The organism is Burkholderia gladioli (assembly GCF_000959725.1).
GTDB classification, from domain to species: Bacteria; Pseudomonadota; Gammaproteobacteria; order Burkholderiales; family Burkholderiaceae; genus Burkholderia; species Burkholderia gladioli.
Genome location: NZ_CP009322.1, coordinates 2,398,798 through 2,419,509 on the forward strand (window position 1 = coordinate 2,398,798; position 20,712 = coordinate 2,419,509).

Annotated in this window: 21 protein-coding genes; 12 read left to right on the forward strand and 9 right to left on the reverse strand. The window is 67.6% G+C overall.

Annotation, left to right across the window (positions count from 1 at the left end):
• Positions 1 to 119 precede the first annotated feature (119 nt).
• Both BM43_RS10700 and BM43_RS10705 read right to left on the reverse strand, forming a co-directional pair.
• Complete coding sequence (locus tag BM43_RS10700; RefSeq protein ID WP_157693251.1) at positions 120 to 773, reverse strand: glutathione S-transferase C-terminal domain-containing protein; 654 nt, start codon at positions 771 to 773, stop codon at positions 120 to 122.
• A 26-nt stretch (positions 774 to 799) separates the two neighbouring features.
• The gene (locus BM43_RS10705) at positions 800 to 1,228 is read right to left on the reverse strand and encodes an ACT domain-containing protein (protein ID WP_036055611.1); all 429 of its coding nucleotides are present in this window, start codon (positions 1,226 to 1,228) and stop codon (positions 800 to 802) included.
• A 193-nt stretch (positions 1,229 to 1,421) separates the two neighbouring features.
• On the opposite strand from BM43_RS10705, the gene BM43_RS10710 reads away from it, so the two are divergent.
• On the forward strand, positions 1,422 to 2,330 hold the full coding sequence (locus BM43_RS10710) for an XAC2610-related protein (RefSeq protein WP_052409101.1): 909 nt from the start codon (positions 1,422 to 1,424) through the stop codon (positions 2,328 to 2,330).
• Between the two features lie 25 nt (positions 2,331 to 2,355).
• On the opposite strand, the gene BM43_RS10715 is transcribed toward BM43_RS10710, so the two are convergent.
• Together BM43_RS10715 and BM43_RS10720 are read right to left on the reverse strand one after the other, a co-directional pair.
• On the reverse strand, positions 2,356 to 2,679 hold the full coding sequence (locus BM43_RS10715; protein WP_226284731.1) for a hypothetical protein: 324 nt from the start codon (positions 2,677 to 2,679) through the stop codon (positions 2,356 to 2,358).
• A 109-nt stretch (positions 2,680 to 2,788) separates the two neighbouring features.
• Complete coding sequence (locus BM43_RS10720) at positions 2,789 to 3,685, reverse strand: LysR family transcriptional regulator (RefSeq protein ID WP_036036625.1); 897 nt, start codon at positions 3,683 to 3,685, stop codon at positions 2,789 to 2,791.
• A gap of 145 nt (positions 3,686 to 3,830) precedes the next feature.
• On the opposite strand from BM43_RS10720, the gene BM43_RS10725 reads away from it, so the two are divergent.
• The 3 genes from BM43_RS10725 to BM43_RS10735 all read left to right on the forward strand — a co-directional run bounded on the left by BM43_RS10725 (position 3,831) and on the right by BM43_RS10735 (position 6,892).
• Positions 3,831 to 5,054, forward strand: a complete 1,224-nt coding sequence (locus tag BM43_RS10725) for an MFS transporter (protein WP_036055610.1) — start codon at positions 3,831 to 3,833, stop codon at positions 5,052 to 5,054.
• Positions 5,055 to 5,067: 13 nt separating this feature from the next.
• Positions 5,068 to 5,367: an ArsR/SmtB family transcription factor gene (locus BM43_RS10730; protein WP_036055609.1), complete on the forward strand. Its 300-nt coding sequence runs from the start codon at positions 5,068 to 5,070 to the stop codon at positions 5,365 to 5,367.
• Between the two features lie 295 nt (positions 5,368 to 5,662).
• The gene (locus BM43_RS10735; RefSeq protein ID WP_036055608.1) at positions 5,663 to 6,892 is read left to right on the forward strand and encodes a DUF2599 domain-containing protein; all 1,230 of its coding nucleotides are present in this window, start codon (positions 5,663 to 5,665) and stop codon (positions 6,890 to 6,892) included.
• A gap of 68 nt (positions 6,893 to 6,960) precedes the next feature.
• Here the strand turns inward: BM43_RS10735 and BM43_RS10740 are convergent, their stop codons facing one another.
• On the reverse strand, positions 6,961 to 7,602 hold the full coding sequence (locus tag BM43_RS10740; RefSeq protein ID WP_036055607.1) for a YukJ family protein: 642 nt from the start codon (positions 7,600 to 7,602) through the stop codon (positions 6,961 to 6,963).
• 365 nt (positions 7,603 to 7,967) lie between these two features.
• Here BM43_RS10740 and BM43_RS41320 point away from each other — a divergent pair, with 365 nt between their 5' ends.
• The 8 genes from BM43_RS41320 (at position 7,968) to BM43_RS10775 (ending at position 16,758) form a co-directional block, all read left to right on the forward strand.
• Entirely contained in the window at positions 7,968 to 8,135 is a 168-nt protein-coding gene (locus BM43_RS41320) for a hypothetical protein (RefSeq protein ID WP_155296504.1), read from the forward strand.
• A gap of 32 nt (positions 8,136 to 8,167) precedes the next feature.
• The gene (locus BM43_RS10745; RefSeq protein WP_036055606.1) at positions 8,168 to 10,438 is read left to right on the forward strand and encodes a phosphocholine-specific phospholipase C; all 2,271 of its coding nucleotides are present in this window, start codon (positions 8,168 to 8,170) and stop codon (positions 10,436 to 10,438) included.
• 330 nt (positions 10,439 to 10,768) lie between these two features.
• The gene (locus BM43_RS10750) at positions 10,769 to 11,083 is read left to right on the forward strand and encodes a 2Fe-2S iron-sulfur cluster-binding protein (protein WP_042284058.1); all 315 of its coding nucleotides are present in this window, start codon (positions 10,769 to 10,771) and stop codon (positions 11,081 to 11,083) included.
• Between the two features lie 26 nt (positions 11,084 to 11,109).
• Positions 11,110 to 11,862 carry a hypothetical protein gene (locus tag BM43_RS10755; protein WP_036055605.1) on the forward strand — a complete coding sequence of 251 codons (753 nt, stop codon included), beginning with the start codon at positions 11,110 to 11,112 and terminating at the stop codon, positions 11,860 to 11,862.
• Positions 11,863 to 11,880: 18 nt separating this feature from the next.
• Positions 11,881 to 13,224 (forward strand): ATP-grasp domain-containing protein, encoded by a 1,344-nt coding sequence (locus BM43_RS10760; protein WP_036055604.1) that lies wholly within the window; start codon positions 11,881 to 11,883, stop codon positions 13,222 to 13,224.
• A gap of 2 nt (positions 13,225 to 13,226) precedes the next feature.
• On the forward strand, positions 13,227 to 14,561 hold the full coding sequence (locus tag BM43_RS10765) for an ATP-grasp domain-containing protein (RefSeq protein ID WP_036055603.1): 1,335 nt from the start codon (positions 13,227 to 13,229) through the stop codon (positions 14,559 to 14,561).
• A 14-nt stretch (positions 14,562 to 14,575) separates the two neighbouring features.
• Positions 14,576 to 15,826 carry an ATP-grasp domain-containing protein gene (locus BM43_RS10770; RefSeq protein WP_036055602.1) on the forward strand — a complete coding sequence of 417 codons (1,251 nt, stop codon included), beginning with the start codon at positions 14,576 to 14,578 and terminating at the stop codon, positions 15,824 to 15,826.
• A 44-nt stretch (positions 15,827 to 15,870) separates the two neighbouring features.
• Positions 15,871 to 16,758, forward strand: a complete 888-nt coding sequence (locus BM43_RS10775) for an EamA family transporter (RefSeq protein WP_036055601.1) — start codon at positions 15,871 to 15,873, stop codon at positions 16,756 to 16,758.
• A 188-nt stretch (positions 16,759 to 16,946) separates the two neighbouring features.
• Here BM43_RS10775 and BM43_RS10780 read toward each other — a convergent pair whose 3' ends face one another.
• From BM43_RS10780 to BM43_RS10795, 4 genes are all read right to left on the reverse strand, one after another.
• Positions 16,947 to 17,798, reverse strand: coding sequence for a sugar phosphate isomerase/epimerase family protein (locus BM43_RS10780; RefSeq protein ID WP_036055600.1), 852 nt, complete (start codon positions 17,796 to 17,798; stop codon positions 16,947 to 16,949).
• A gap of 22 nt (positions 17,799 to 17,820) precedes the next feature.
• Entirely contained in the window at positions 17,821 to 18,990 is a 1,170-nt protein-coding gene (locus BM43_RS10785) for a dihydrodipicolinate synthase family protein (protein WP_036055599.1), read from the reverse strand.
• Between the two features lie 2 nt (positions 18,991 to 18,992).
• Entirely contained in the window at positions 18,993 to 19,772 is a 780-nt protein-coding gene (locus BM43_RS10790) for a 3-ketoacyl-ACP reductase (protein ID WP_036055598.1), read from the reverse strand.
• Between the two features lie 213 nt (positions 19,773 to 19,985).
• Positions 19,986 to 20,675 carry a TetR/AcrR family transcriptional regulator gene (locus BM43_RS10795; protein ID WP_036036412.1) on the reverse strand — a complete coding sequence of 230 codons (690 nt, stop codon included), beginning with the start codon at positions 20,673 to 20,675 and terminating at the stop codon, positions 19,986 to 19,988.
• Between the last annotated feature and the right edge of the window lie 37 nt (positions 20,676 to 20,712).

A 20,712-nucleotide genomic window follows, 5' to 3' on the forward strand; every position in this document is an offset into this window, starting at 1 on the left:
CGAAGCCCTCACAAGTTAGCGCTGCGAAATGACGTGGCGGTGAAGCGAATGTGTCGGTTCGACGTGCGGCGCGCAGGAGGGGCGATGGCCTCGTTCGTGCGCGCCGCTCGATGCAACGATCAGCTTGCCGGATGCGCGTCGCGCAGGCTGCCGACGAAGGGCTCGCGCGTGCCGGGCGCGGTGGCCGTCATGCTCGGGCGCGCGGCCCAGGTCGCGAGCCAGGCCGCGAGTGCCGGGCGCGCTTCGCGCCAGTCGCGCGCATAACGGAAGTCGGTGTATTCGAGCGCGACCGCCACGGCGATCTGCGTGCCCGAGGGCAGCCCGCCGGCTTCATCGCCAAATGCGTCGCCGAGCTCATCGCGGCGCGCATCGATCGCATCGAGCGAGCGCAGGATCCGCGCCTCCAGCTTCGCCAGGTAGCCGTCGTCCTGGCGCGCGGCTTCGCGCAGCGATTCGACGCGACGCGCCAGCACCGCCTCCATCAAGCCATCGGCGAGCGACAGCATCGACAGCGCGGCCGCATCGCCGACACGCACCAGCGGCGCCTGCTCGTGCAGCGTATCGAGATGGAGCAGGATCGCCATGCTGTCGTAGACGCCCGCGCGCTCCGACAACACCAGCGTCGGGATCTGCCAGAGCGGATTGAACGGCGCGAGCGGCTGCGGCGCCTTCATGTCGACGAACTGCTCGGCCACCTCCAGCCCGCGCTCGAGCGCGGCGACGACCACCTTGCGGCCGAACGGCGAGGTCGCATCGGTCATGATCTTCAGCATCTTCATCTCTCCAGGGTCGGTCAGGTTCAGGTCGCGCTTGCCGGGCCGGCATCCAGCGCGAGGCAGCGGATCGCGTCGATCGCCTCGTGGCGGCGCGCCCACTGCACGAATACGTGATCGTGGTAGTAGCCCGACATCACGTTGGCGCTGATGCCTTCGCGCGCAAGCGCCGTGGCGACGGTCGCGATGAAGCCGACCGCCTCCAGCGAGGAATGGATCTGCAGCGTGATCCTGGCCCATTCGCCGGCGGCTTGCAGGCCGCACTCGCGCGCCGTCTCCAGCGGCAGGATCAGGGTGCGCCCCTCGCGTTCGTCGAAACTGCAGATGCAGCCGGCCGGCGTGCCCGGCGTATCGCAGGGCACCGTGCAGAAGGTGTAGATCACCTCGTCGAGCAGCGGATCGATGCCGCTCAACAGGCGTTGCAGGTCGGTCTGGCCTTCGGGGGCTCGGTTCATGGCGTGGGCTCGTGCCTCATGGGGAAAGGGCCGCGCGGCACGCGGCCGGCCGGCGCGGCGGACCGTCATGATGCAACGAATCGCCCACGCTTGCCGAGCGAGTTCGCGGCAGCGGCCCCGCATTGCGAAGGCCGCCCGGCCATGGCATGCTCGCCGCCATCCCGACCATCGGCGCATCGGCGCCGCCTCCACGATGCGCATCCCCGAATCGCGACACGCCCTGGCTCCCGCCCTGTCGATGCTGCTGGCCGGCTGCCTTCTCGGCGCGGCCGTGCCGGCCTCGGCCGCCAAGCCGCTGCTGACGGTCAGGGTCGACGCGAGCACCACCGCCACCGTCACGCGCGCCGACGGCAATCACGTGCTGGTGCGCCTGTCGCCCGACAACACCACGCAGAAGCTGGAGGTCGGCGTCAGCGACGAGGATGGCAACACGCAATACGGCTCGGGCGACTACAACTTCGACGGCCACCAGGACCTGGCCTTCTCGGCCACGCTGGGGATGGTCAACGAGCGCTACCAGGTCTACCTGTTCGATGCAGCCAGCCGCCGTTTCGTGCCGCTCGGGCTCGCGCCCGGCAGCGACAAGCTCGGCAACTGCGGCGATCTCACCAACCTCGACGCGAAGCCGGCCGAGCACACGCTGTACAGCTCCTGCCGCAGCGGGCCGATCTGGTACACCGATGCCTATCGCTACCGCGCCGACGGCGTGCTCTATCTGTACCAGGCGAGCCGCGAGCTGCCGCAGGAGGTGCAGGACCTGGTGGACGGCAAGCCCGACGACGGCCCCGCCTCGCTGCTGGTGAGCCATGACGCGAGCGGCAAGGTGATCGGCCGCACGCCGCAGGCCTATGGCGGCGGCGAGGCGAGCATCACGGTGGCGGTGCCGAAGCTGGCGCTGCACGACGGCCCGCACGAGGGGCCGACGCGCCGCTACGTGGTGGCGGGCAACAAGCTCGCGCTGGTGGGCGCGAACGACGCGATGACCTGGCTGCAGGTGCGTTTCAGCAATCCGCGCGCGGGCGCGATCGTCGGCTGGATCAAGGTGAGCGAGGCAAGCGCGCCGGCCCAGGCCGCTGCCGCCAGCGGCACGACGCAGCCCTGAGGCGGGCCGCCGACCCGAGCGGCCCCTAGCGGGCCGCCGCGACGTGATAGGGCGTCGGCTGCCCCGCCGCCTGCCAGAGCGCGATCGCGCGTGCCACGCGCGCATCCACCTCGGCCAACGGCGCCGGCTGCGAATCGCCGTTCAGGAAATACCAGTGCCAGTTGCCGTCGGCATCGCGCACCGCCAGCGGCAGGATCGCCGAGCCGCGCATCAGCGGGCTGACCGCCTCGTGCAGATCCCTGAAGTTCGGCCGCGTGGTCTGGATCACCGTGATCTCGCCGTTCTCGAGATCGCGGCAGATCGCATCCACGTCCACCGGGTCCGCGTGGAAATCGATCTTCATCTTCATGGCAGCCCCACCCCGGATAGCCAAGGAGCTTTGTAGTCTAGTCGGCGATCGGCCGCCCACCAAGATCGATCAGGCAGCGCTCAGCGCGGCGCGCCGGCCGCCGCCGCCGTCAGCCCGCGAGGCGTTCGCGCAGCCGCGGTGCAACAAAATCGAGGAAGGCACGCAGCTTCAGCGGCATCGGCGCCTGCCCCTTGTGCACCAGGCTGACCGGCAGCGGCCGTGCCTCGAAACCGTCGAGCACCACTTCCAGCGCGCCCTCGCGCAGCGCCGTCTCGACCTGGTAGGACAGCACGCGGATCAGCCCGACCCCGAGCACGGCCGCATCGATCGCGGCCTCGGCCGTGTTCACCGCGAAACGCGAATGCACCGGCACCGTCAGCTCGCCCTTGCCTGCCTCGAACACCCAGGCGCGCCGCGAGGCCAGCACCTCGAAGCTGATGCAGGGGTGATTCGCCAGGTCGGCGGGTTCGGCCGGCGCGCCGTGCGCGGCCAGATAGGCCGGGCTCGCGCAGATCACGCGGCGCACGCTGCCCACGCGGACGGCCATCAGGCTGCTGTCGGGCAGCTCGCCGATCCGCAGCGCCACGTCGATCTGCTCCTCCATCAGGTGGGCGACGCGATCGGTCAGCACCAGGCGCACGTCGATCTCGGGATAGTGGGCGAGGAAGGCCGCCACCGCCGGCACGATGTGCAGGCGCCCGAACACGATCGGCGCGGTGACGATCAGCTCGCCGCGCGGCGCCGCGTATTCGCCGGTGGCGGCGCGCTCGGTTTCCGCGATGTCGTCGAGGATGCGCCGGCAGCCGGCCACATAGGATTCGCCGGCCTCGGTCAGCGATAGCTGGCGCGTCGTGCGATGCAGCAAGCGCGTGTTCAGGTAGGCCTCGAGTTCCGCGATCTTGCGGCTCACGGTGGCCAGCGGAATGTCCAGCCGGCGCGCCGCGGCCGACATGCTGCCGGCATCGACCACCGCCACCAGCAAGGACATCGACTCGAGCCGATTCATGCTGCCTCTCGAATTCTGGAAAGATGATTCCAGATTCTGTTGGATTATCTTTCCACGAGCAAGTCGGTAGGCTGGCTTCCCATCATCGCGCCCGCGGCATCCGCCGCCGGTGACGACGACGAATTCGCCAGGAAAGGAAGCTGCCATGAACGATTTGCCCATCGCCGCCGGCACCCCGCGCGCCGCGCCGGCCACGCCCGCGCCCCCCGCGACCCCCGCCGCCTCGCGCGGCAAGATCATCACGATGGCCGCCATCGCCGGCGCGGTGGTGACCAACATCTACTGCACCCAGCCGATCCTGCCGCTGATCGCGCAGGGCCTGCATGCCGAGGCGGCCTCCGCCGACCTGGTGGCCGGCGCGGCCCTGCTCGGCTTCGCCACCGGGCTGGCGCTGCTGCTGCCGCTCGGCGACCGCTACGACCGGCGCAAGCTGGTGCTCGGCCAGATCGCGCTGGCCTTCGTCCTCGCGCTCGCCGCGGCGCTCGCGCCGAACCTCGGCTCGCTGATCGGCGCCGCCTTCGGGCTCGGCGTCGTCAGTTGCGTGCCCCAGCAACTGGTGCCGTTCGCGGCCGTGATGTCGGCGCCCTCGCAGCGCGGCCGCAATGTCGGCACGGTGGTCACCGGCATCATGGTGGGCATCCTGCTCGGCCGCGCGGTCAGCGGCGTGATCGCCGCGCGCTACGGCTGGCGCGCCGTGTACGCGGTGGAGGCCGCCGCGATGGTGCCGGTGGGCCTCGCCGCGGCCTGGCTGCTGCCGCGCGGCGTGCCGAGCACCACGCTCGGCTACGGCCGGCTGCTCGCCTCGCTCTGGCCGCTGGCGCGCGACCATCGCCCGATCCGCGAATCGATGCTGGTGCAGGCGCTGCTGTGGGCCGCCTTCAATGCCTTCTGGGTCAACCTCGCGGCCCTGCTCGCCGAAGGGCCCTGGCATCTCGGCAGCGCCTGGGCCGGCGGCTTCGGCATCATCGGCGCGGCCGGCGCGATGGCGGCCACCATCGGCGGCCGCGCCTCGGACCGGATCGGCACGCGGCGCGTGATCGGCCTGAGCATCGCGATCGTCACCGCCGCCTACCTGGTGCTGGCCGGCGCGGGCAGCTCGCTCGCCCTGCTGGTGATCGGCGTGGTGGTGCTCGACATCGGCGTGCAGGCCGGCCTGGTGGCGAACCAGACGCGCGCCTTCGCCGCCGATCCGAAGGCGCAGGGGCGCATCAACAGCCTCTACATGACGGCCACCTTCGTGGGCGGCGCGCTCGGCGCCATCGCGAGCGGCGCGTTGATGGCCCGCTTCGGCTGGCACGGCGTGGTCGCGTTCGGCATCGCGGCGGGGCTGGCCGCCGCGCTCGTGCATCGCTGCCTGGGCCCGCGCTGACGCGGCGCTCGCGATGATCGATCCCGACCTCGCCCACAAGGCGCTCGCGCATCCGTTTCGCCGGGAGGTGCTGCGCTGGCTGAAGTCGCCGGACGCGTTCCCGGCATCGGCGCGGCTGCATTCGTGCCACGGAGCGCCGCTGTCGGCCATCGTGGCACGCAGCGGGCTGTCGCAATCGACCGTCTCGGCGCACGTCGCGCTGCTGCGCGAGGCGGGGCTGGTGATCGCCACGCCGGTCGGCCAGTGGATCTTCGTGGCGCGCGACAATGCCGCGATCGCCGATTTCGTCGCCGGAATGGCTCGCGAATTCTGAGGATCCTTTGCTTGGTCGGCAATGCTTCGCGTGGATTTTCCGCCCGCCAATCAAAATACTTAATATGAAAAATACAATCGGAGAAATTCCCGATCCAGGATTTTCTCCGCGCCGATTTTCATCGCCTTTATTCGTCGATATTCTCTGAGCGCCGGCCGGTGCATCCGATCCGGCAAGGCGTCAACAATTCATTGAATTGCTTTCAGACGATATCCGCAGGGGGCCGCCAACGCAATCCATTCAAAACAATCGCATCGATCGTTTCCATTCCGATTATTCGAACAAGAGGCCGTTGATGAAAAAGATCCGATTCGCACCATTGAGTCTCGTGCTTTGTCACGCGCTGCTGATCGCCCCCGCCCTCGCGCGGGCGGATGAGGGCGGCGACGTCGCGCAGAAGCTGACCAAGCTCTACAACGACACGCGCCAGGATTGCGGCGGGCCGTCCAAGCCGGCCTTCCTGTGCTCGGGCGTGCTGTTCCGCGCCACCTGGCCGTCCACCGACTACATGTTCTACAGCGTGAGCCCGAAGAGCCAGAAAAGCGGCGGCATCTCGGTCTCCTATCTGCGCAAGGACGCGAAGTTCCGCCGCCTCGCCTATGGCCTGAAGAGCGGCTTCATCCTCAATCCGATCTTCGGTAATCCGAAGGAGAACAAGGACTACGACGTGCTCTGCTCGTTCCCGATCGACGCGGCCACCGACGCGCGTGCGCAGGCGGGCTGCACCGATTCGAGCTTCACGCCCAACTATGTCGAGAAGTCCTGCCAGGATCTCGGCATCACCACCGCCGACCAGTGGTACGCCGACTACCGCAAGCACAACGGCGACCACTCGATGCAGTGCTCGTTCGACGTGCGCGACGATCGCAACAAGGACGCGGCGCCGGCCTTCTACCAGAGCATCCTGTCGATGCAGAAGATGGGCGAGGAATCGATGCAGACCCAGGACGAGCTGCGCATCGCGAAGTGGGAGGAGGATCCGCCGCGCTCGCCCTCGGTGATGGCCCTGTTCTACGCCGACGACAGCGGCGTGGAAGGCGCGCGGCTGAACCAGATCCAGTGGTATGAAAGCACCCAACAGTACCTGCCGATCATCAACCTGCAACTGCCGCAGACGCGCCAGGACGATGCGAAGTTCGTCTACAACGAGTGCAAGCAGGCGATCTGGCCGGTCACGGCGAAGAACAGTTGCGATCGCTACGTGCAGAGCGCGGCCTGGATCTGGCGCGACGACCCGGGCTTCAAGAAGAAGATCGCCTCGCTGCAGGTGGTGCCGACCGATTGCGGGCGCGCGGTGAAGGACGAGCAGACCAACAACTTCTTCAACGAGCTGGTGGTCCAGCATTACCTCGACGCGCCGTGGAAGGAGAACGAGGACAATCGCGACAGCAATCTCGCCAGCATGCGCCGGCAACTGGTCTGCCACTTCCAGATCGCGCGCAACAAGGCCGAATGGAACCTGGAGCCGTCGCGGCCCTATACCTCGCAGCAGGAATCGGTCGCCAAGGGTTGCAACAACCTGTGAGCGCATGAGGCCCGGCCGTGCATGAACCGCGCGTCGGCGGTTCATGCACGCCACCGGCGCTCACATGCTCAGCGCGGGTTGCCGTGGTCGTCGGTATCGAAGGTCTGCGACTGGAACGCGAGGAACACCGCCAGCCAGGTGTCGTCGGGGTAATGCAGGATCAGGCAACCGTCCTGGTAGACGCCGTTGTCCTTGCGATACGAACCCGAGTTGCCCTGGTTCATGTGGATGTCGTGCACGCCCTGCCCAGGCACGAACTTGAAATACTGGTCAGGCTTGTCCTCGGGGCCCCACTTCGAGCCGAACGCGAACACCTGCGAGCCGGCCTGGCTCATCGCCTTCACCACCGCGCTCTCCAGGCGGTCCTTCAGGTCGTTGTCCTGGCCCGGCGCGTCGGGCGGCACCGGCACCATCGCCGAGGTGTCCACCAGGCCGCCGCGCACGAAGTCGATCGCCAGGCCGCCCGGCTTGCTCGCCAGTTTGGTGAAGCCGACCTCGGCCGCCATCAGTTGCGAACTCAACGAATCCGGCAAGGTGTCGCGCGATTCGAACAGCACGGTGGACGGCGCGTGCGGCGCCGAGGATTTCACGTTCACCGCGATCCGGAACACCTCGTCGCCGGCATGCACGAGGATCTGGTAATGATCGTCGTCGGCATCGCGCAGATGCCCGGAAACGGTGCCCTTCAGCAAACCATAGTTCAGTGCCATCGGAAGGTCCTGTCGTGAGTGGGGATTCGATTCTGCCGCCTGCGACTGACAGTTTCGAGACGCCGGAGTTGCAGCCGCAAGCAGTCGATGCGCAACGCGCAGGCGCGTCTTCCTTTCGACCGGTAAGCGCTACCGAGCCCGAAACGACCGGGCAGCGGATTCGGCAATTCCTGTCGATCGACGAAGGAATGTGCGCGCGGCAACGTTCTCATGCGCAGGCCCGTTCGCGATGCTTGCAATCGGCTTCACATTCCTGCCAAAAACCGAGCTTACAGTCGGCTTCGGATCCCGGGCCCGTCCCGCATGCGGAACCGTCGGCCGGCGCGTTCCCCGCTCCCTCGCTGTCCCTATGGATGACAATCACCATGTCTCGCCTTTCGATACGCGGCACGCCCCTGCTCGGCACGGCGCTGCTGTGCGCCACGCTGTTGCTGGCCGCCTGCGGCGGCAACGACGACGCGCCGCGCCCGGCACCGTCCACCGGAGACTCCGCCTCCGCCTGCGGCACCCGTCACTGCGCACCGGCTCCCTGAGCCGCCCCCACTCTGCCTGGAAGCCCATTCGCATGACCTTCGACTCTTCCAAACGCCGGTTCCTGAAGACCACGCTCGGCAGCGCGGCCGCCGCGGCCACGCTCTCCAGCTTTCCGCCCGCGATCCGGCGCGCGCTCGCGATCGACGCCAACAACGCCACCGGCACGCTCAAGGACGTCAAGCACGTGGTGCTGCTGATGCTCGAGAACCGCTCGTTCGACAGCTACTTCGGCACCTTCCGCGGCGTGCGCGGATATGGCGACCGCTTCGCGGTGCCGTCGGCGGCGGGCGCGGCCAACATCTTCCACCAGCGCTACACCAAGGCCGGCGAGACCAGCACGCTCACGCCCTACCATCTCGACGAGACGCAGGGCAACGCGCTGCGCGCCGGCAGCACGCCGCACACCTGGAACGACGCGCAGGCCGCCTGGGATCACGGCCGCATGTCGGCCTGGCCGAGCGCGAAGACGCCGCTCTCGCTCGGCTACTACGAAGCCGCCGAGGTACCCTTCCATCGCGCGCTGGCCGATGCCTTCACGATCTGCGATGCGTATCACTGCGGCATGCACACCGGCACCATCGCCAACCGCCTGTTCTACTGGAGCGGCACCAACGGCCCGAACGGCCTGAGCCCGGCCGATAACAACCCGGTGCGCGTGGCCGCGCTCAACAACGAGTTCAACGGCGGCAACGACATCGGCCCGTCCACCTCGGGCTGGACCTGGACCACCTATGCCGACCGGTTGCAGCAGGCGGGCGTGAGCTGGAAGGTCTACCAGAGCCTGGTCGACAATTTCGGCTGCAACGAGATGATGAGCTTCCGCCACTGGCGCGCCGCGATCGAGCAGATGCCGGAGGCGCGCCGCCCGGTGTACGTGTCGACGGTGGACATCAGGCAGGCGGTGACCGCCGCCGGCCCGTTCTACGATCCGAGCATCGACGACGCGCTGAGCCCGCTCGCCAAGGGTTTCGGCAACACCATGCCGGAAGGCTTCCTGGAGACCTTCCGCGACGATATCCAGAACGGCACGCTGCCGGCGGTGTCGTGGATCATCCCGCCCTCGTACTACAGCGAGCATCCGGGGCCGTCGAGCCCGGCGCAGGGCGGCTGGTACGTGCAGGAAGTGCTCGACGCGCTGACCGCCAACCCCGAGGTCTGGAGCCAGACCGTGCTGCTGGTGAACTACGACGAGAACGATGGCTTCTTCGACCACCTGCCGCCACCGAGCGCGCCCTCGCGCAATCCCGACGGCTCGCTGGCCGGCGGCAGCACCTTGCCGGCCGACCAGATGGCGCCCGAGTATCACGACTTCACGCCGGCCACCGCGAACCAGCCCGCCATCGACGGCCGCCCTTACGGCCCGGGCCCGCGCGTGCCGATGTGGGTGATCTCGCCGTGGAGCCGCGGCGGTTTCGTCAATTCGCAAGTGTTCGATCACACCTCCACCCTGCTGTTTCTCGAGAAGCGTTTCGGCGTGGTCGAGCCGCAGATCAGCGCTTATCGCCGGGCGATCTGCGGCGACCTCACCTCCTGTTTCAACTTCGTCTCGCCCAACGAGGGCGCGCTGCCCATGCTGTCGGGCCGCACCAGCAAGGTGAGCGCCGATTCGCTGGCGGCCTCGCAAGGTGCCGCGAAGGCGATCCCGGTGCCGAGCGCGACGCTCACCTCGGCGCTGCCCGCGCAGGCCACCGGCGCGCGCGCCTCTCGCGCGCTGCCCTATGAACTGCACACCACCGCGCATCCGGCCGCCGGGGCGATCACGCTGGAATTCGCGAACGCCAGCGCCAATGCGGCGGGCGCCGTGTTCCATGTCTACGATCGCCTGCACCTGGACCGGATCCCGCGCCGTTATGTGGTGGAGGCCGGCAAGACGCTGAGCGGCAGCTGGACACCCGATGCCGCCGACCAGGGCAGCTACGACCTCTGGGTGCTCGGGCCGAACGGCTATCACCGCGAATACGTCGGCAAGCTGGGCGACATCGCGGCTGGCGCCGATCCCGAGGTGCAGGTCTGCTACCAGCCCTGCGATGCCTCGGCGCTTAGCGTGAAGCTGTTCAATCGCGGCAGCCGGCCGGCCCGGTTCACGGTAACGGCGAACGCCTATCGCGGCGACGGCCCGTGGACGCTCGAACTTGCCGCGAACGCCTCGGGCGAGTTGAGCTGGAGCGTCGCCGAGCACGGCAACTGGTATGACTTCACGGTCGCCAGCAGCAATGCGCCGAGTTTCTCGCGGCGCTTCGCGGGACGCATCGAGACCGGCAAGGATTCGGTGTCCGATCCGGCGATGGGGATGGCGGGCTGAAACCGACCGCGCGCAGATCCTCGCGCGCGCCCCGGCGCGCGCCCGATCGGATCGCACGATTAAACGGTATAAGCATATGAGAACAAATTCGGTTCAATCGAAACCCGTCGTGCGAACATAAGCTCGAACCTGAGAGACGCCTCGAAGAAAAACGCTTATATCCACGATACGTCGGAATTCTTATTTCGATATACGCACGGATCTTCGTGTCGTTACCGCGATTGCCGTTAATGGCCCGCCTCGAGCGCGTGCCGGAGTCGCGAACCGAACGCTAATTTTCAAAAAAATATATCGCGATGCGCCGCCCGGCGGATCGCGAGGGGGAAGGCCGTGCATAAAGTCGTGATCCTGCCGCAAAACGTCGAAGCCACGCTGCCCGCGGGCTGTTCCCTGACCGACCTGGAATTCGAGCTATACGGTCAGGACAGCATCAATTTCGGCTGCAAGGCGGGGGCCTGCGGCACCTGCGCCATCCAGGTGCTCGAAGGGCTCGCGCATCTTGGCGTCAAGGGCGACGAAGAAACCGCATTTCTCGACCAACTCGGCTTCCCCGGCAATGAATTCAGACTGGCATGCCAATGCCGACTGAATGGCGAAGTACGCATTCGCGCCGCATCGTTCGCACACGAAGACGCAAGTCTTTAATTCGAAGTCAAATTCCGAGGTTATCCATGAGCAATCGCGTCAAGCACGTCGGTTTCGACAACCGCATCCCTTTCATCAATGCCGCGCGTTCCGCCGAATTACGCGCCGAAATCGATTCGATCATCGACGGTCAAATCGACAAGTGGTATGAAACGGTGCCCTATGCGGCCCACCTCGAAGGTAAATCCATCGATTCGACCTATTATCAGCGTCACCTGATCGAAACCGCCTGGCGTATTCGCCTGCTGCGCGTGGCCGAATCGAAGGCACTCGCGGAAATCGCCAAGCGCAGCCCCGAGGCGGCCCAGATCTGGGCAAACTACGAACGCGAGGAAATGCTGCACGACGAGCTGTTCATCCAGGACCTGGCTCGCGCCGGCGTGAGCCGCGAGCAGTTCCTGGCCACCGAGCCCTATCTGTCGACCAAGCTGCTGGCCGGCTTCTTCTCCTACCTGCTCGATCACGAGGGTCCGCTCGGCGTGGTCGCGTACTCCTACCTGGTCGAGTACGTCAACGTGAAGCTGGAGCCGCGCAAGCTCGCCGCCCTGAAGGAATCGGTCGGCGAGGCCAATATCGGCGGCCAGATCTCCCACTCGCATACCGACATCAACGACGATCACCCGGGTGAGGTGTGGGCCGCGATCCGCCACCTGCTGCGCAGCGAGGACGATATCGCAGCGCTGAAGCGTTACCTGGACGAACACCAGACGGTGCTGGCGCTCTACTTCAAGGAACTCTACGAAGACAAGATCGCCGCCACGCTGAAGGCCGCAGCCTGACGCCGCCGGGAGCCCACCATGACATCCGATGGCGTTCTCATCCTCAGTCACTGCGGGTTCTCGTTCGCCGAGGACCTGGTGACGGCGGCGCGCGCGCGCGGCCTGGCGGTCTGGATCCTGTCCTCGCGGCCGCTGCCCGAAGCCGGCGAGGCACGCCTGGCGGCACTGCGCGAGCTGGCCGACGAGGTGTTTTCCACCGATTCCCACGAACTCGGCACTCGTGACGTCGAGAACGCCATCGCGAGCCTGCGCGATCGCGGGCGCCGGATTCGCGGCTGCATCAGCGTCTGGGAGGGATATCGCGCGCTGATGGCCTACGCCAATGCGCTGCAGGGGATCGCGGACCTGCCGTGGAGCAGGATCGACGCCCTGCGCGACAAGCGCGTGGTGCGCGCGCGCCTGCACGCGGCGGGCCTGTCGCGCGCCACGGCACGCAAGCTCACGCCGGAAACACTGGACGCGCTGGCCCGCGACGGCGGCCGCTATTTCGTGAAGCCGGCGCGCGGCATCGCCTCGTATGGCGCATTCCGCCTCGCCCACGACACCACCTGGGGTACGCTCCAGGAGATCGCGGCCAAGGCGCGCGCCGATACGGTCTACACCGCCTTGCTCGGCAGCGAGATCGAGTTCATTGCCGAGGACTACATTCCCGGCAGGGAGTTCAGCTTCGAGGTGCTGGTCGCCGACGCCCGTGCGTTCGTCGTCGGCATCCACGAGAAGTGCCAGTTGACCGAGCGCGACGGCACCGTGCTGGAGGACAGCTGCACGAGCCCGCCGCATTCCCTGTCCGGAGTACAGACCGCCGCCGGCATCGCCTGGATCCGCGCGGTGCTGGCGCAACTCGATCTCGACTGGGGCTGCTTCCATATCGAGGCGCGCTTCGACGGCGAGCGCTGGGAACTCATCGAGGTCAACCCGCGGGTGGGCGGCAGCCTGATTTCCCGCAGCGTGCTGGCGCTCAACGGCCGCGCCAGCGTGCTCGATCTTTGGCTCGACCAATTGCTGTCGCAGCAGGACGGCAAGGCCTCGCCACCCTACCTCGATACGCTCGAGACGCTGTCGTACCGCGACGACGGCAGCGCGCCGACCGACCAGGCAACTTTCTTCCGCGTCTATTTCGCGTTGCCCGGGCGCATCGAGCGCATCGACGTCGAGCCCAGCGATCCGCTACCGATCGTCACCCAGGTGCTGCTCAAGGCCGGCGACGAGATCGAACCCGCCGCGCGCGAGGTGTTCCTCGGTCAGATCCTGTGGCAGTTGCCGCGCGCGCGGCGCGATCGCGAGTTGCCGCGCCTGCTCGAGCAGACCGCCGGCACGCTCGGCGTGCGCTACGAATCGGCCCCCACCCTCATCGGAGCGTAGCGATGTCCGAACTCTCCCCCTTGCTGCTCATCGTCGACTACAACCTCACGCGCGTGGCGGACGTGGCGCATCTCGCGCAGGCCGCGAAAGTGCGTCACCAGGCCAACACGATACTGATCCGCGCCGATCCGGGCGCGCGCGACTTCGAGATCTGCACCCACGTGATCGATCTCGATCCGCTCGCCGAGCACTTCGTCGACACGGCGAGCGAGCGCCTAGCACCGTACCGGTCGCGCCTGCGCGCGGGCCTGGTGTTCTCGGACAACGCGGTGCAGCGTGGCGCCGAACTGCTGGAACGGCTCGGCCTGGCAGTCGATTCCGCCGCGCTCGCGGCCGGCGCCTTCAACAAGCGCAGCTACCGCCTCGCGGAAGGCCGCGCGCGGCCCCTGCTCGAGGCCCAGGGCCTGCTCGCGCCGGCCAGCGTGGAGGTGCGATCGGTGGACGACCTGCGCGCCTTCGCGGCCTCGCATCCCGACGGCTTCGTGGTCAAACCCTCGTGCGAGGGCAATAACCGCGGCGTCACGATCGTGCGCGCCGGCGACAGCCTGGACGAGGCCTTCGACGCCGTGAGGCCCTATCTCCACCATGGCGCGATCTGCGAGACGCTGATTCCGTATCGGCGCGAGTACTCGTTCGACGGGGTGGGCGACGTCGAATTCGTCACGGAGAAACTCAGCGCGAGCGGCAAGTATCCGGTCGAGATCGCGCAGATCCTGCCCGCGCGGCTCAGCCCGGCCGAGCAGGCCACGCTCACGCGCGCGGGCCGTCTCGCCAACCTGCTGGTCGGCCAGCGGCGCGGCGCGTTCCATAACGAGATCAAGCTCAGCGACGACGGCCTGGCCGCCGCCGTGGTGGAACCCAACCGGCGCCCGGCCGGGATGAAGATATGGACCATCGCGCAGGCCGTGTACGGCATCGATTTTTACGCGCAATGGCTCGATGCGGCGTTTGGCGAGGCCCGTCCCGCGACGCCGGCCGCCGGCGCCACCCAGGCCGCCACCGTGATGCTCGGCGTGCCGCACGCGGGCTGGTTCGCGCCGCCCGCCGCCGCCGAGGCCGAGCGCTTGTTGTCGGGCGCGCTGACCCGCACCGCCAGCCGTGCGGGCCTGCCCGTCTCGGCCTTGCGGCTGATCGAATGGGGCTGGCTGTCGGCGCAGCCGCGCTACCTGCCCGACCTGCCGCGGGAAAACGGCGATTTCGCGGCCCAGGTCTGCATCGCGGTCGACAGCGGCCAGGCCGAGATCCGCGAACTGGTGCCGGCCTTGCGTGAAGCCTGGCTGGCGATCCTGGCCGAAGCCGGGCTGCCGTCGCGGCAAGCGCTCACGATCGCAGCCTGAAGGAACCGAATCCGATGAGAATCCTGATCCTCCATCGCGTGCCCTATGCACGCATCGACTATGCGCGCGGCATCGACCACGCCGAACACGAGGTGACCTATTTCGGCACCCGCGCGATCCTCGACACGCTGCCCCGCGGCCTGCCTCACCACGCCGTGGCCCGCGCCGGCCAGCGCGGTGCCTACGAGGAGGCGCTCGACTGGCTGGCGGCGCAGCCGCAGCAGTTCGACCGCGTCCTGTCGCTGTCCGAGTACGAGCTGCTCGACGCCGCGCGGCTGCGCGAGCGGCTCGGCGTGCCTGGGCCGAGCGTCGAGGAGGTACGGCGGGTGCGTGACAAGGTCATCATGAAACAGGCCGTCGCGCGCGCCGGCCTGAAGGTGCCGCGCCACCTGCGGCTGCCGGCGCTGCTCGCGGCCCCCGAGGCGGCGAGCTGGACCGGAGCCAGCGTATTGAAGCCGCATAGCGGTGCATCGAGCGAGGACGTGGTGGTGTTCGACAGCCCGAGCGCCCTGCTCGCCGCGCTGGCCTCCCGCACCAGCGGCGCGGCGCGACTCGACCGGGGCGAGCTGGGCGCCGATGCGTACGAGGTCGAGGAGTTCGTCACCGGCGACATCCTGCATCTCGACGGATTGGTGGTCGACGGCCAACTCGCGACCACGATGGCGAGCCGCTACCTCGGCACCTGCCTGGGCTACGCGCAGGGCGAACCGCTCGGCTCGCTGCACTTCCCGCTGTCCGACGCCTTGCGCGACTGGACCTCCGCCGTACTGGCCGCCGTCGGCATCCGCGACGGCAGCTTCCACCTCGAGGCCATCGAGACGCCGGACGGGCCGGTATTCCTCGAAATCGGCAACCGCGTCGGCGGCGCCGACGTGGTGGCGACCTTCGAGCTGGCAACGGGCGTCCATCTGCCTTCGGAGGAACTGCGCGTGCTGACCGGCAAGCCGCCCTCGCATGCGCTGCCGGCCACCCAGGCCGGCTCGGCCTGGCACGGCTGGTTCGTGTTTCCCGGCCATGCGCTCGGTGTCGCGCATTACCCCGGCACGCCGGGTACCGAGGCCTTTCGCGACGACCCGGCCGTGGTTCGCTGGGCGGAACTCCCGCCCGGCGCCCCGCTGCTGTCGCGCATCACCTATTCGGCCCACGAAGCACCGATCGCCGGCATCGTCGCCTGCCGCGATGCCGACGCCACCGCCGCGTGGCTGAGACGGCTATTCGATACGGCCGCCGCCACGCGGTCGGCCGAACGCGCGGCGCTCGCGTGAGCCCGCAGCACCGATCCCATGACTCACCTTCACCATCGATCATCATGAAACTACGAGACATCCTGCTCGCCATCTTCATCACGGCCATCTGGGGCTTGAACTTCTCCGTCATCAAGCTCGGCCTGCAATCCGTCGACCCCTTCATCCTCGCCGGCATTCGCTTCACCTTGAGCGCGCTGCCCGCGGCGCTGCTGATCCGCCGGCCCGCCGTGCCGGTACGCTACCTCGCCATCTACGGCCTGCTGTTCGGGGTCGGGTTGTGGGGCATCGTCAACCTGGGCATCCAGGCCGGGCTGTCGGCCGGCATCGCCTCGCTGGTGCTGCAGTTCAGTGCCTTCTTCACGATCCTGCTCGGCGCGATCGTGTTCAAGGAAGCGGTATCGCGCTACCAACTCGCCGGCATCGCGATCGCCCTGCTCGGCCTGGCCTGCATCATCACCATCACCGACGGCACCGCCACGCTGGTGGGCGTGGCCCTGGTGATCGTGGGCGCCGTCGCCTGGAGTACCGCCAACATCGTGATCAAGCTGTCGGGCACGCGCGACGTGCTGGCCTTTCTGGTCTGGTCCAGCCTGTTCTCGCCGATTCCGCTGTTCGCGATCGCCTGGCTGCAGCATGGCGCGGCCGGCTACGCGGCGACCTTCGCGCACTTCGACGGCAAGGCCATCTTCTCGATTCTGTTCCAGGCTTATCCGACCACGCTGTTCGGCTACTGGATCTGGAACGTGCTGCTCAAGAAGTACCCGGTCTCGACCGTGGCACCGCTCTCGCTGCTGGTGCCGATCTTCGGGATGCTCGGCTCGGCCCTCATCTTCGGCGAACACATCGGCCTGCCGAAGGTGCTCGCCACGGTGTTCATCGTGCTGGGGCTGGCGATCGGCCTGTATGGCAAATACCTCGGGGCGCTGCTGACGAATCGCGCCCGCGCCTGATACGGGAGGTCGGGTCGGTGGCGAAGGCGACGGGGAGGTCGGTGCAGGGGTCGGTGCGAAGGTCGGCTCGTCGCGGAGCCGCATGTCCGGTGAAGGCGCCAGCGCACCGACCTCCGGAATTTCCGATATCCGCCGCCGACCAGAATGATCAGGTCGACCGGCAATCAGATGCCGGCGCCCCCCCGGCCTCAGCAACACGTCTCCAACCGCGCCGCGCAGACCTCGAGCACCCGCGCCGGATCCTGCTTCCACCAATGATCACGAGAAAATATCTCGACTTCCACCATGCCGGCATAACCGGCCTTTTCCACCTGCTCGCGAAACCCGGGCAAATCGACCACGCCATCGCCCATCATGCCGCGATCGAGCAGGAGATCGCGCGTATCGTGGAGCCAGTCCGAGACGTGATAAGCCAAAATCCGCCGAGCCGCCCCGGCCCGGGCGATCGATTCGCGCAGGCTCGGATCCCACCAGCAATGGTAGATGTCGATCGCCAGGCCGAGATGGCCGTCGTTGTCGGCATCGATCGCCTCGCACATCGCCAGGCCCTGCGCGATGGTGTTGACCACCGAACGATTGGCCGCGTACATCGGATGCAGCGGCTCGATCGCGATGCGCACGCCGAACTGCCTGGCGGTGTCCAATAGCATCGCGATGCCGTCCTGAACCTGCTGCCGGGCGCCGTCGAGGTCCCGATGGCCGGGCGGGATGCCGCCCACCACCATCACGAAGCATGCCGCCCCGAGTTCGGCCGCATCCGCCAGCGCGCGTCGATTCGAATCGATGTTCGCGGCGCGCTGCGCCGCCGTTGCCGCCGGGAAGTAGGTCGACCGGCAATAGCCCGACACACTCAGGCCCAGGCTCCGGATCTGCCTGGCGATGGCCCGGACGTCGGCGGATTCGACCTCCTGCCGCCACGGCGCCAGGCCGCCGAACCCTGCTCGCGCGATCCGATCGATCGTCAGGCCGAGCGGTTCACGATGGCCGAGCGTCGCGGTATTGATCGCGCAACGCGCCAGCTTTCCTTTCAGTGCATTCATGTCGATACCAACTCGGCTCGTCCTATCCGGCACAACCGAGCGGAGCCAGCACGGCCCGCGCTCGCGCGACGGCAAGCTCCGGATTCCTCAGCAATCCCGCCTGGTCCGCCAGGCGCAGCACCTCCGCCAGATACGCCGGCGGCCGCGCGCCATGATGGCCGCCCAGCATGAAGAAGTGGTCCTGGAAGCCGTTCAGGTAGGCCAGGAAGACCACGCCCGTCTTGTAGTACTGCGTCGGCGCCCTGAAGATGTGGCGCGACAGCGGCACGGTAGGCGCGAGCAGGGTGTCGAAACCGGCACGATCGCCCAGGGCCAGCGCTTCCAGCGCTTGCGAGGCCGCCGGCGCGATCGCGTCGAAAATGCCGAGCAGCGCGTGGGAAAACCCCACATCGTCGCCGGCGATCAGGCTCGGGTAATTGAAGTCGTCGCCCGTGTACATCCGCACCGACGCCGGCAGGCAGCGCCGGAACGACACCTCCTTCGCGTCGTCGAGCAAGGAGATCTTGATGCCGTCGATCTTCGCGGCATTCACGCCGATGATCTCGAGGCACACGTTAGCCGCGCTCTCGAAATCCTCGCAGCCCCAATAGCCGCGCAGCTCGGGATCGAAGGCATCTCCCAGCCAATGCAGGATCACCGGCTGGTTGCACATCGACAGCACTTCCCGGTAGACGCGGCAATAATCGCCCGGTTCGCGCGCGACCCGCGCCAGCGCACGGCTGGCCATGAGAATGATGCGCCCGCCAAGTTTCTGGATCGCTTCCACCTGGGTCGCGTAGGCCTGGATCACGTCATCGCACGAGTTGGCCTCGCTCGCGGGAAGGTGGTCGGTGCCGCAACCCGATGCGATCGAGGCGCCCGGAATGTCGCGGGTTTCGCCGATGCTGCGCGCGATCAGTTCGAGCGCGCGGCCCCAGCCGAGCCCCATGCCTCGCTGCGCGGTGTCCATTGCCTCGGCGATGCCGAGCCCCTGCCCGAGCAGGTAGCGCCGATATTCGATGGTCCGCTGCCAGTCGATCGCGCCAGCCTCGGAAAGCTCGCCGGCTCGCAACGGGTCGGCCGCCACGTGGGCGGCGGAATAGGCGATGCGATTGAAGGGTGCACGGGGCGCGCGCGGGATCAGCGGCGTTCCCGTCAGCCGATATTGGCGCAACATGCCGTCTTGGGAAGGAAGCTTGATGTCGAGAGTCATGGTCAATACTTTGGAACGAGAAGGCCGCCGTCGATGCGGATTGCCTGGCCCACGCTGTAGGGCAGGCCGCCGGTGGCGAGGGTTCGGATCGTGGTGGCCACTTCCTGCGTGGTGCCCCAGCGCTGCATCGCCGTGAGCCCGCCGGCCATCAGCGCGTCGTATTTCGCCTTGGAAGGCGCGGTCATTTCGGTTTCGATGAATCCCGGCTGCAGCTCGTAGACGGCCACGCCGAGTTCGGCGAATCGCAGGGAAAACAAGGTCGTGGCCATCGACAGCGCTGCCTTGGAAATGCAGTACTCGCCGCGCTGGGGCGAGGCCGCCACCGCGTTCGACGAGGTGATGGTAATCACCGACCGAGGCACGCCGCCGGCGCGCTCCGGCGAGCCGCGAGCAATGCGGCGGCCGAAGGCCTGCATCAGGAAGAAGGTGCCGCGCGTGTTCACCTCGAGGCAGCGGTCGTAACTCTCGGGGCTGATGTCCAGCAGGTCGCCGCGAGACTGCACCGAGACGCCGGCATTGTTCACCAGGCAGGCGAGCGGACCGAGCCGCGCCTCGATCGACTGCAGCATCGGGTCGTGCTGCCCGATATCGGCGAGATCCGAGACCAGCGCGAACGCCCTCCCCCCTGCCGCGCGAATCCCGGTGCAGGTCTGCTCGAGTTCGTCCGAGAGCTGGACGTCGCTCACCGCGACGTCGAAGCCCGCCGAGGCCAGCTCGACCGCCGCCGCGGCGCCGATTCCCCTGCGCGCGCCCGTGACCAGCGCGACGGGACGTGATTCCATGATTCCTCCTGCTCGGTTGTTCGGCATGGGCACCTCGCGGCGCGGCTTCATCTCGATGCCGGCAGGGTGCCGTTGCGCATAAGTAACGATACGGTTCGTTATTTAATAGCGTGCCGAGAGCCCTGTCAAAGAAGGGTTTTCACCTAGGGGGATCAGCGCAAGGAAGGAAGCGCCGCCATTGCGGCGGCGCGATCGAACGAGGCAGGGGCTGCGTCAGCGCGGGCGCAGCAGGCTCAGCACGGTTTCGATGTTGAATCGCAGGCGCGCTTCCAGGGCCTCTTTCGAGACGAAATCGAAGCCAAAGATCACCTCGCCCGTGAAGCGGTTCGTCAGGTAGTAGTAGCCGACCGCGGCCAGCGTGAGGTGCAGTTGCGCGGCATCCACGCCCGGGCGGAATTCACCCGCGGCGACGCCACGATCGAGGATCCGCTGCAGCATGTCGATGAATCCGGCATGCAGCTCCGCGAAGCGCTTCGACTTCTTCACGTGCCGCGCGCGATGGAGATTCTCGCTGTTGACCAGCGTGATGAACTCCGGATGCTTCAGGTAGTACTCCCAGGTGAAGGTCATCAGCGCGCGAATGGCATCGGTCGGCGACAGGCCGTCGAGTTCGAGCGCGCGCTCGGCATTGCGGATGTTCGACCAGGCTTCCTCCAGGACCGCCTGGAACAGCTGGTCCTTGCCCTTGAAGTACTCGTAGATCATCCGCTTGTTGACGCCGGCCTTGTCCGCGATCGAGTCGATCCGCGAGCCGCCCAGGCCGACTTTCGCGAATTCCGCCTTCGCGGCCGCGAGGATCCTGGCCTGGGTCTGCACGGGGTCGCGCGAGCGCTTCGCCCTGGCCGGTTTCTGGGTCGAGTCGGTCGCGAGCGTGTCGCGCCGGGTCGAGAGCTTCGTTTCCATTTCTGTCTCAAGCGTGGGATCGCGCCCACTTTACACC

What these genes read in the sequence shown, in the direction of transcription:
- BM43_RS10700 (WP_157693251.1), bottom strand. Translation starts at nt 773, where the DNA reads ATGCTGAAGATCATGACCGATGCGACCTCGCCGTTCGGCCGCAAGGTG.
- BM43_RS10790 (WP_036055598.1), bottom strand. Translation starts at nt 19,772, where the DNA reads ATGGAATCACGTCCCGTCGCGCTGGTCACGGGCGCGCGCAGGGGAATC.
- BM43_RS10730 (WP_036055609.1), top strand. Translation starts at nt 5,068, where the DNA reads ATGATCGATCCCGACCTCGCCCACAAGGCGCTCGCGCATCCGTTTCGC.
- BM43_RS10705 (WP_036055611.1), bottom strand. Translation starts at nt 1,228, where the DNA reads ATGAACCGAGCCCCCGAAGGCCAGACCGACCTGCAACGCCTGTTGAGC.
- BM43_RS10755 (WP_036055605.1), top strand. Translation starts at nt 11,110, where the DNA reads ATGAGCAATCGCGTCAAGCACGTCGGTTTCGACAACCGCATCCCTTTC.
- BM43_RS10745 (WP_036055606.1), top strand. Translation starts at nt 8,168, where the DNA reads ATGACCTTCGACTCTTCCAAACGCCGGTTCCTGAAGACCACGCTCGGC.
- BM43_RS10760 (WP_036055604.1), top strand. Translation starts at nt 11,881, where the DNA reads ATGACATCCGATGGCGTTCTCATCCTCAGTCACTGCGGGTTCTCGTTC.
- BM43_RS41320 (WP_155296504.1), top strand. Translation starts at nt 7,968, where the DNA reads ATGTCTCGCCTTTCGATACGCGGCACGCCCCTGCTCGGCACGGCGCTG.
- BM43_RS10725 (WP_036055610.1), top strand. Translation starts at nt 3,831, where the DNA reads ATGAACGATTTGCCCATCGCCGCCGGCACCCCGCGCGCCGCGCCGGCC.
- BM43_RS10770 (WP_036055602.1), top strand. Translation starts at nt 14,576, where the DNA reads ATGAGAATCCTGATCCTCCATCGCGTGCCCTATGCACGCATCGACTAT.
- BM43_RS10785 (WP_036055599.1), bottom strand. Translation starts at nt 18,990, where the DNA reads ATGACTCTCGACATCAAGCTTCCTTCCCAAGACGGCATGTTGCGCCAA.
- BM43_RS10740 (WP_036055607.1), bottom strand. Translation starts at nt 7,602, where the DNA reads ATGGCACTGAACTATGGTTTGCTGAAGGGCACCGTTTCCGGGCATCTG.
- BM43_RS10780 (WP_036055600.1), bottom strand. Translation starts at nt 17,798, where the DNA reads ATGAATGCACTGAAAGGAAAGCTGGCGCGTTGCGCGATCAATACCGCG.
- BM43_RS10710 (WP_052409101.1), top strand. Translation starts at nt 1,422, where the DNA reads ATGCGCATCCCCGAATCGCGACACGCCCTGGCTCCCGCCCTGTCGATG.
- BM43_RS10720 (WP_036036625.1), bottom strand. Translation starts at nt 3,685, where the DNA reads ATGAATCGGCTCGAGTCGATGTCCTTGCTGGTGGCGGTGGTCGATGCC.
- BM43_RS10765 (WP_036055603.1), top strand. Translation starts at nt 13,227, where the DNA reads ATGTCCGAACTCTCCCCCTTGCTGCTCATCGTCGACTACAACCTCACG.
- BM43_RS10715 (WP_226284731.1), bottom strand. Translation starts at nt 2,679, where the DNA reads ATGAAGATGAAGATCGATTTCCACGCGGACCCGGTGGACGTGGATGCG.
- BM43_RS10775 (WP_036055601.1), top strand. Translation starts at nt 15,871, where the DNA reads ATGAAACTACGAGACATCCTGCTCGCCATCTTCATCACGGCCATCTGG.
- BM43_RS10735 (WP_036055608.1), top strand. Translation starts at nt 5,663, where the DNA reads ATGAAAAAGATCCGATTCGCACCATTGAGTCTCGTGCTTTGTCACGCG.
- BM43_RS10795 (WP_036036412.1), bottom strand. Translation starts at nt 20,675, where the DNA reads ATGGAAACGAAGCTCTCGACCCGGCGCGACACGCTCGCGACCGACTCG.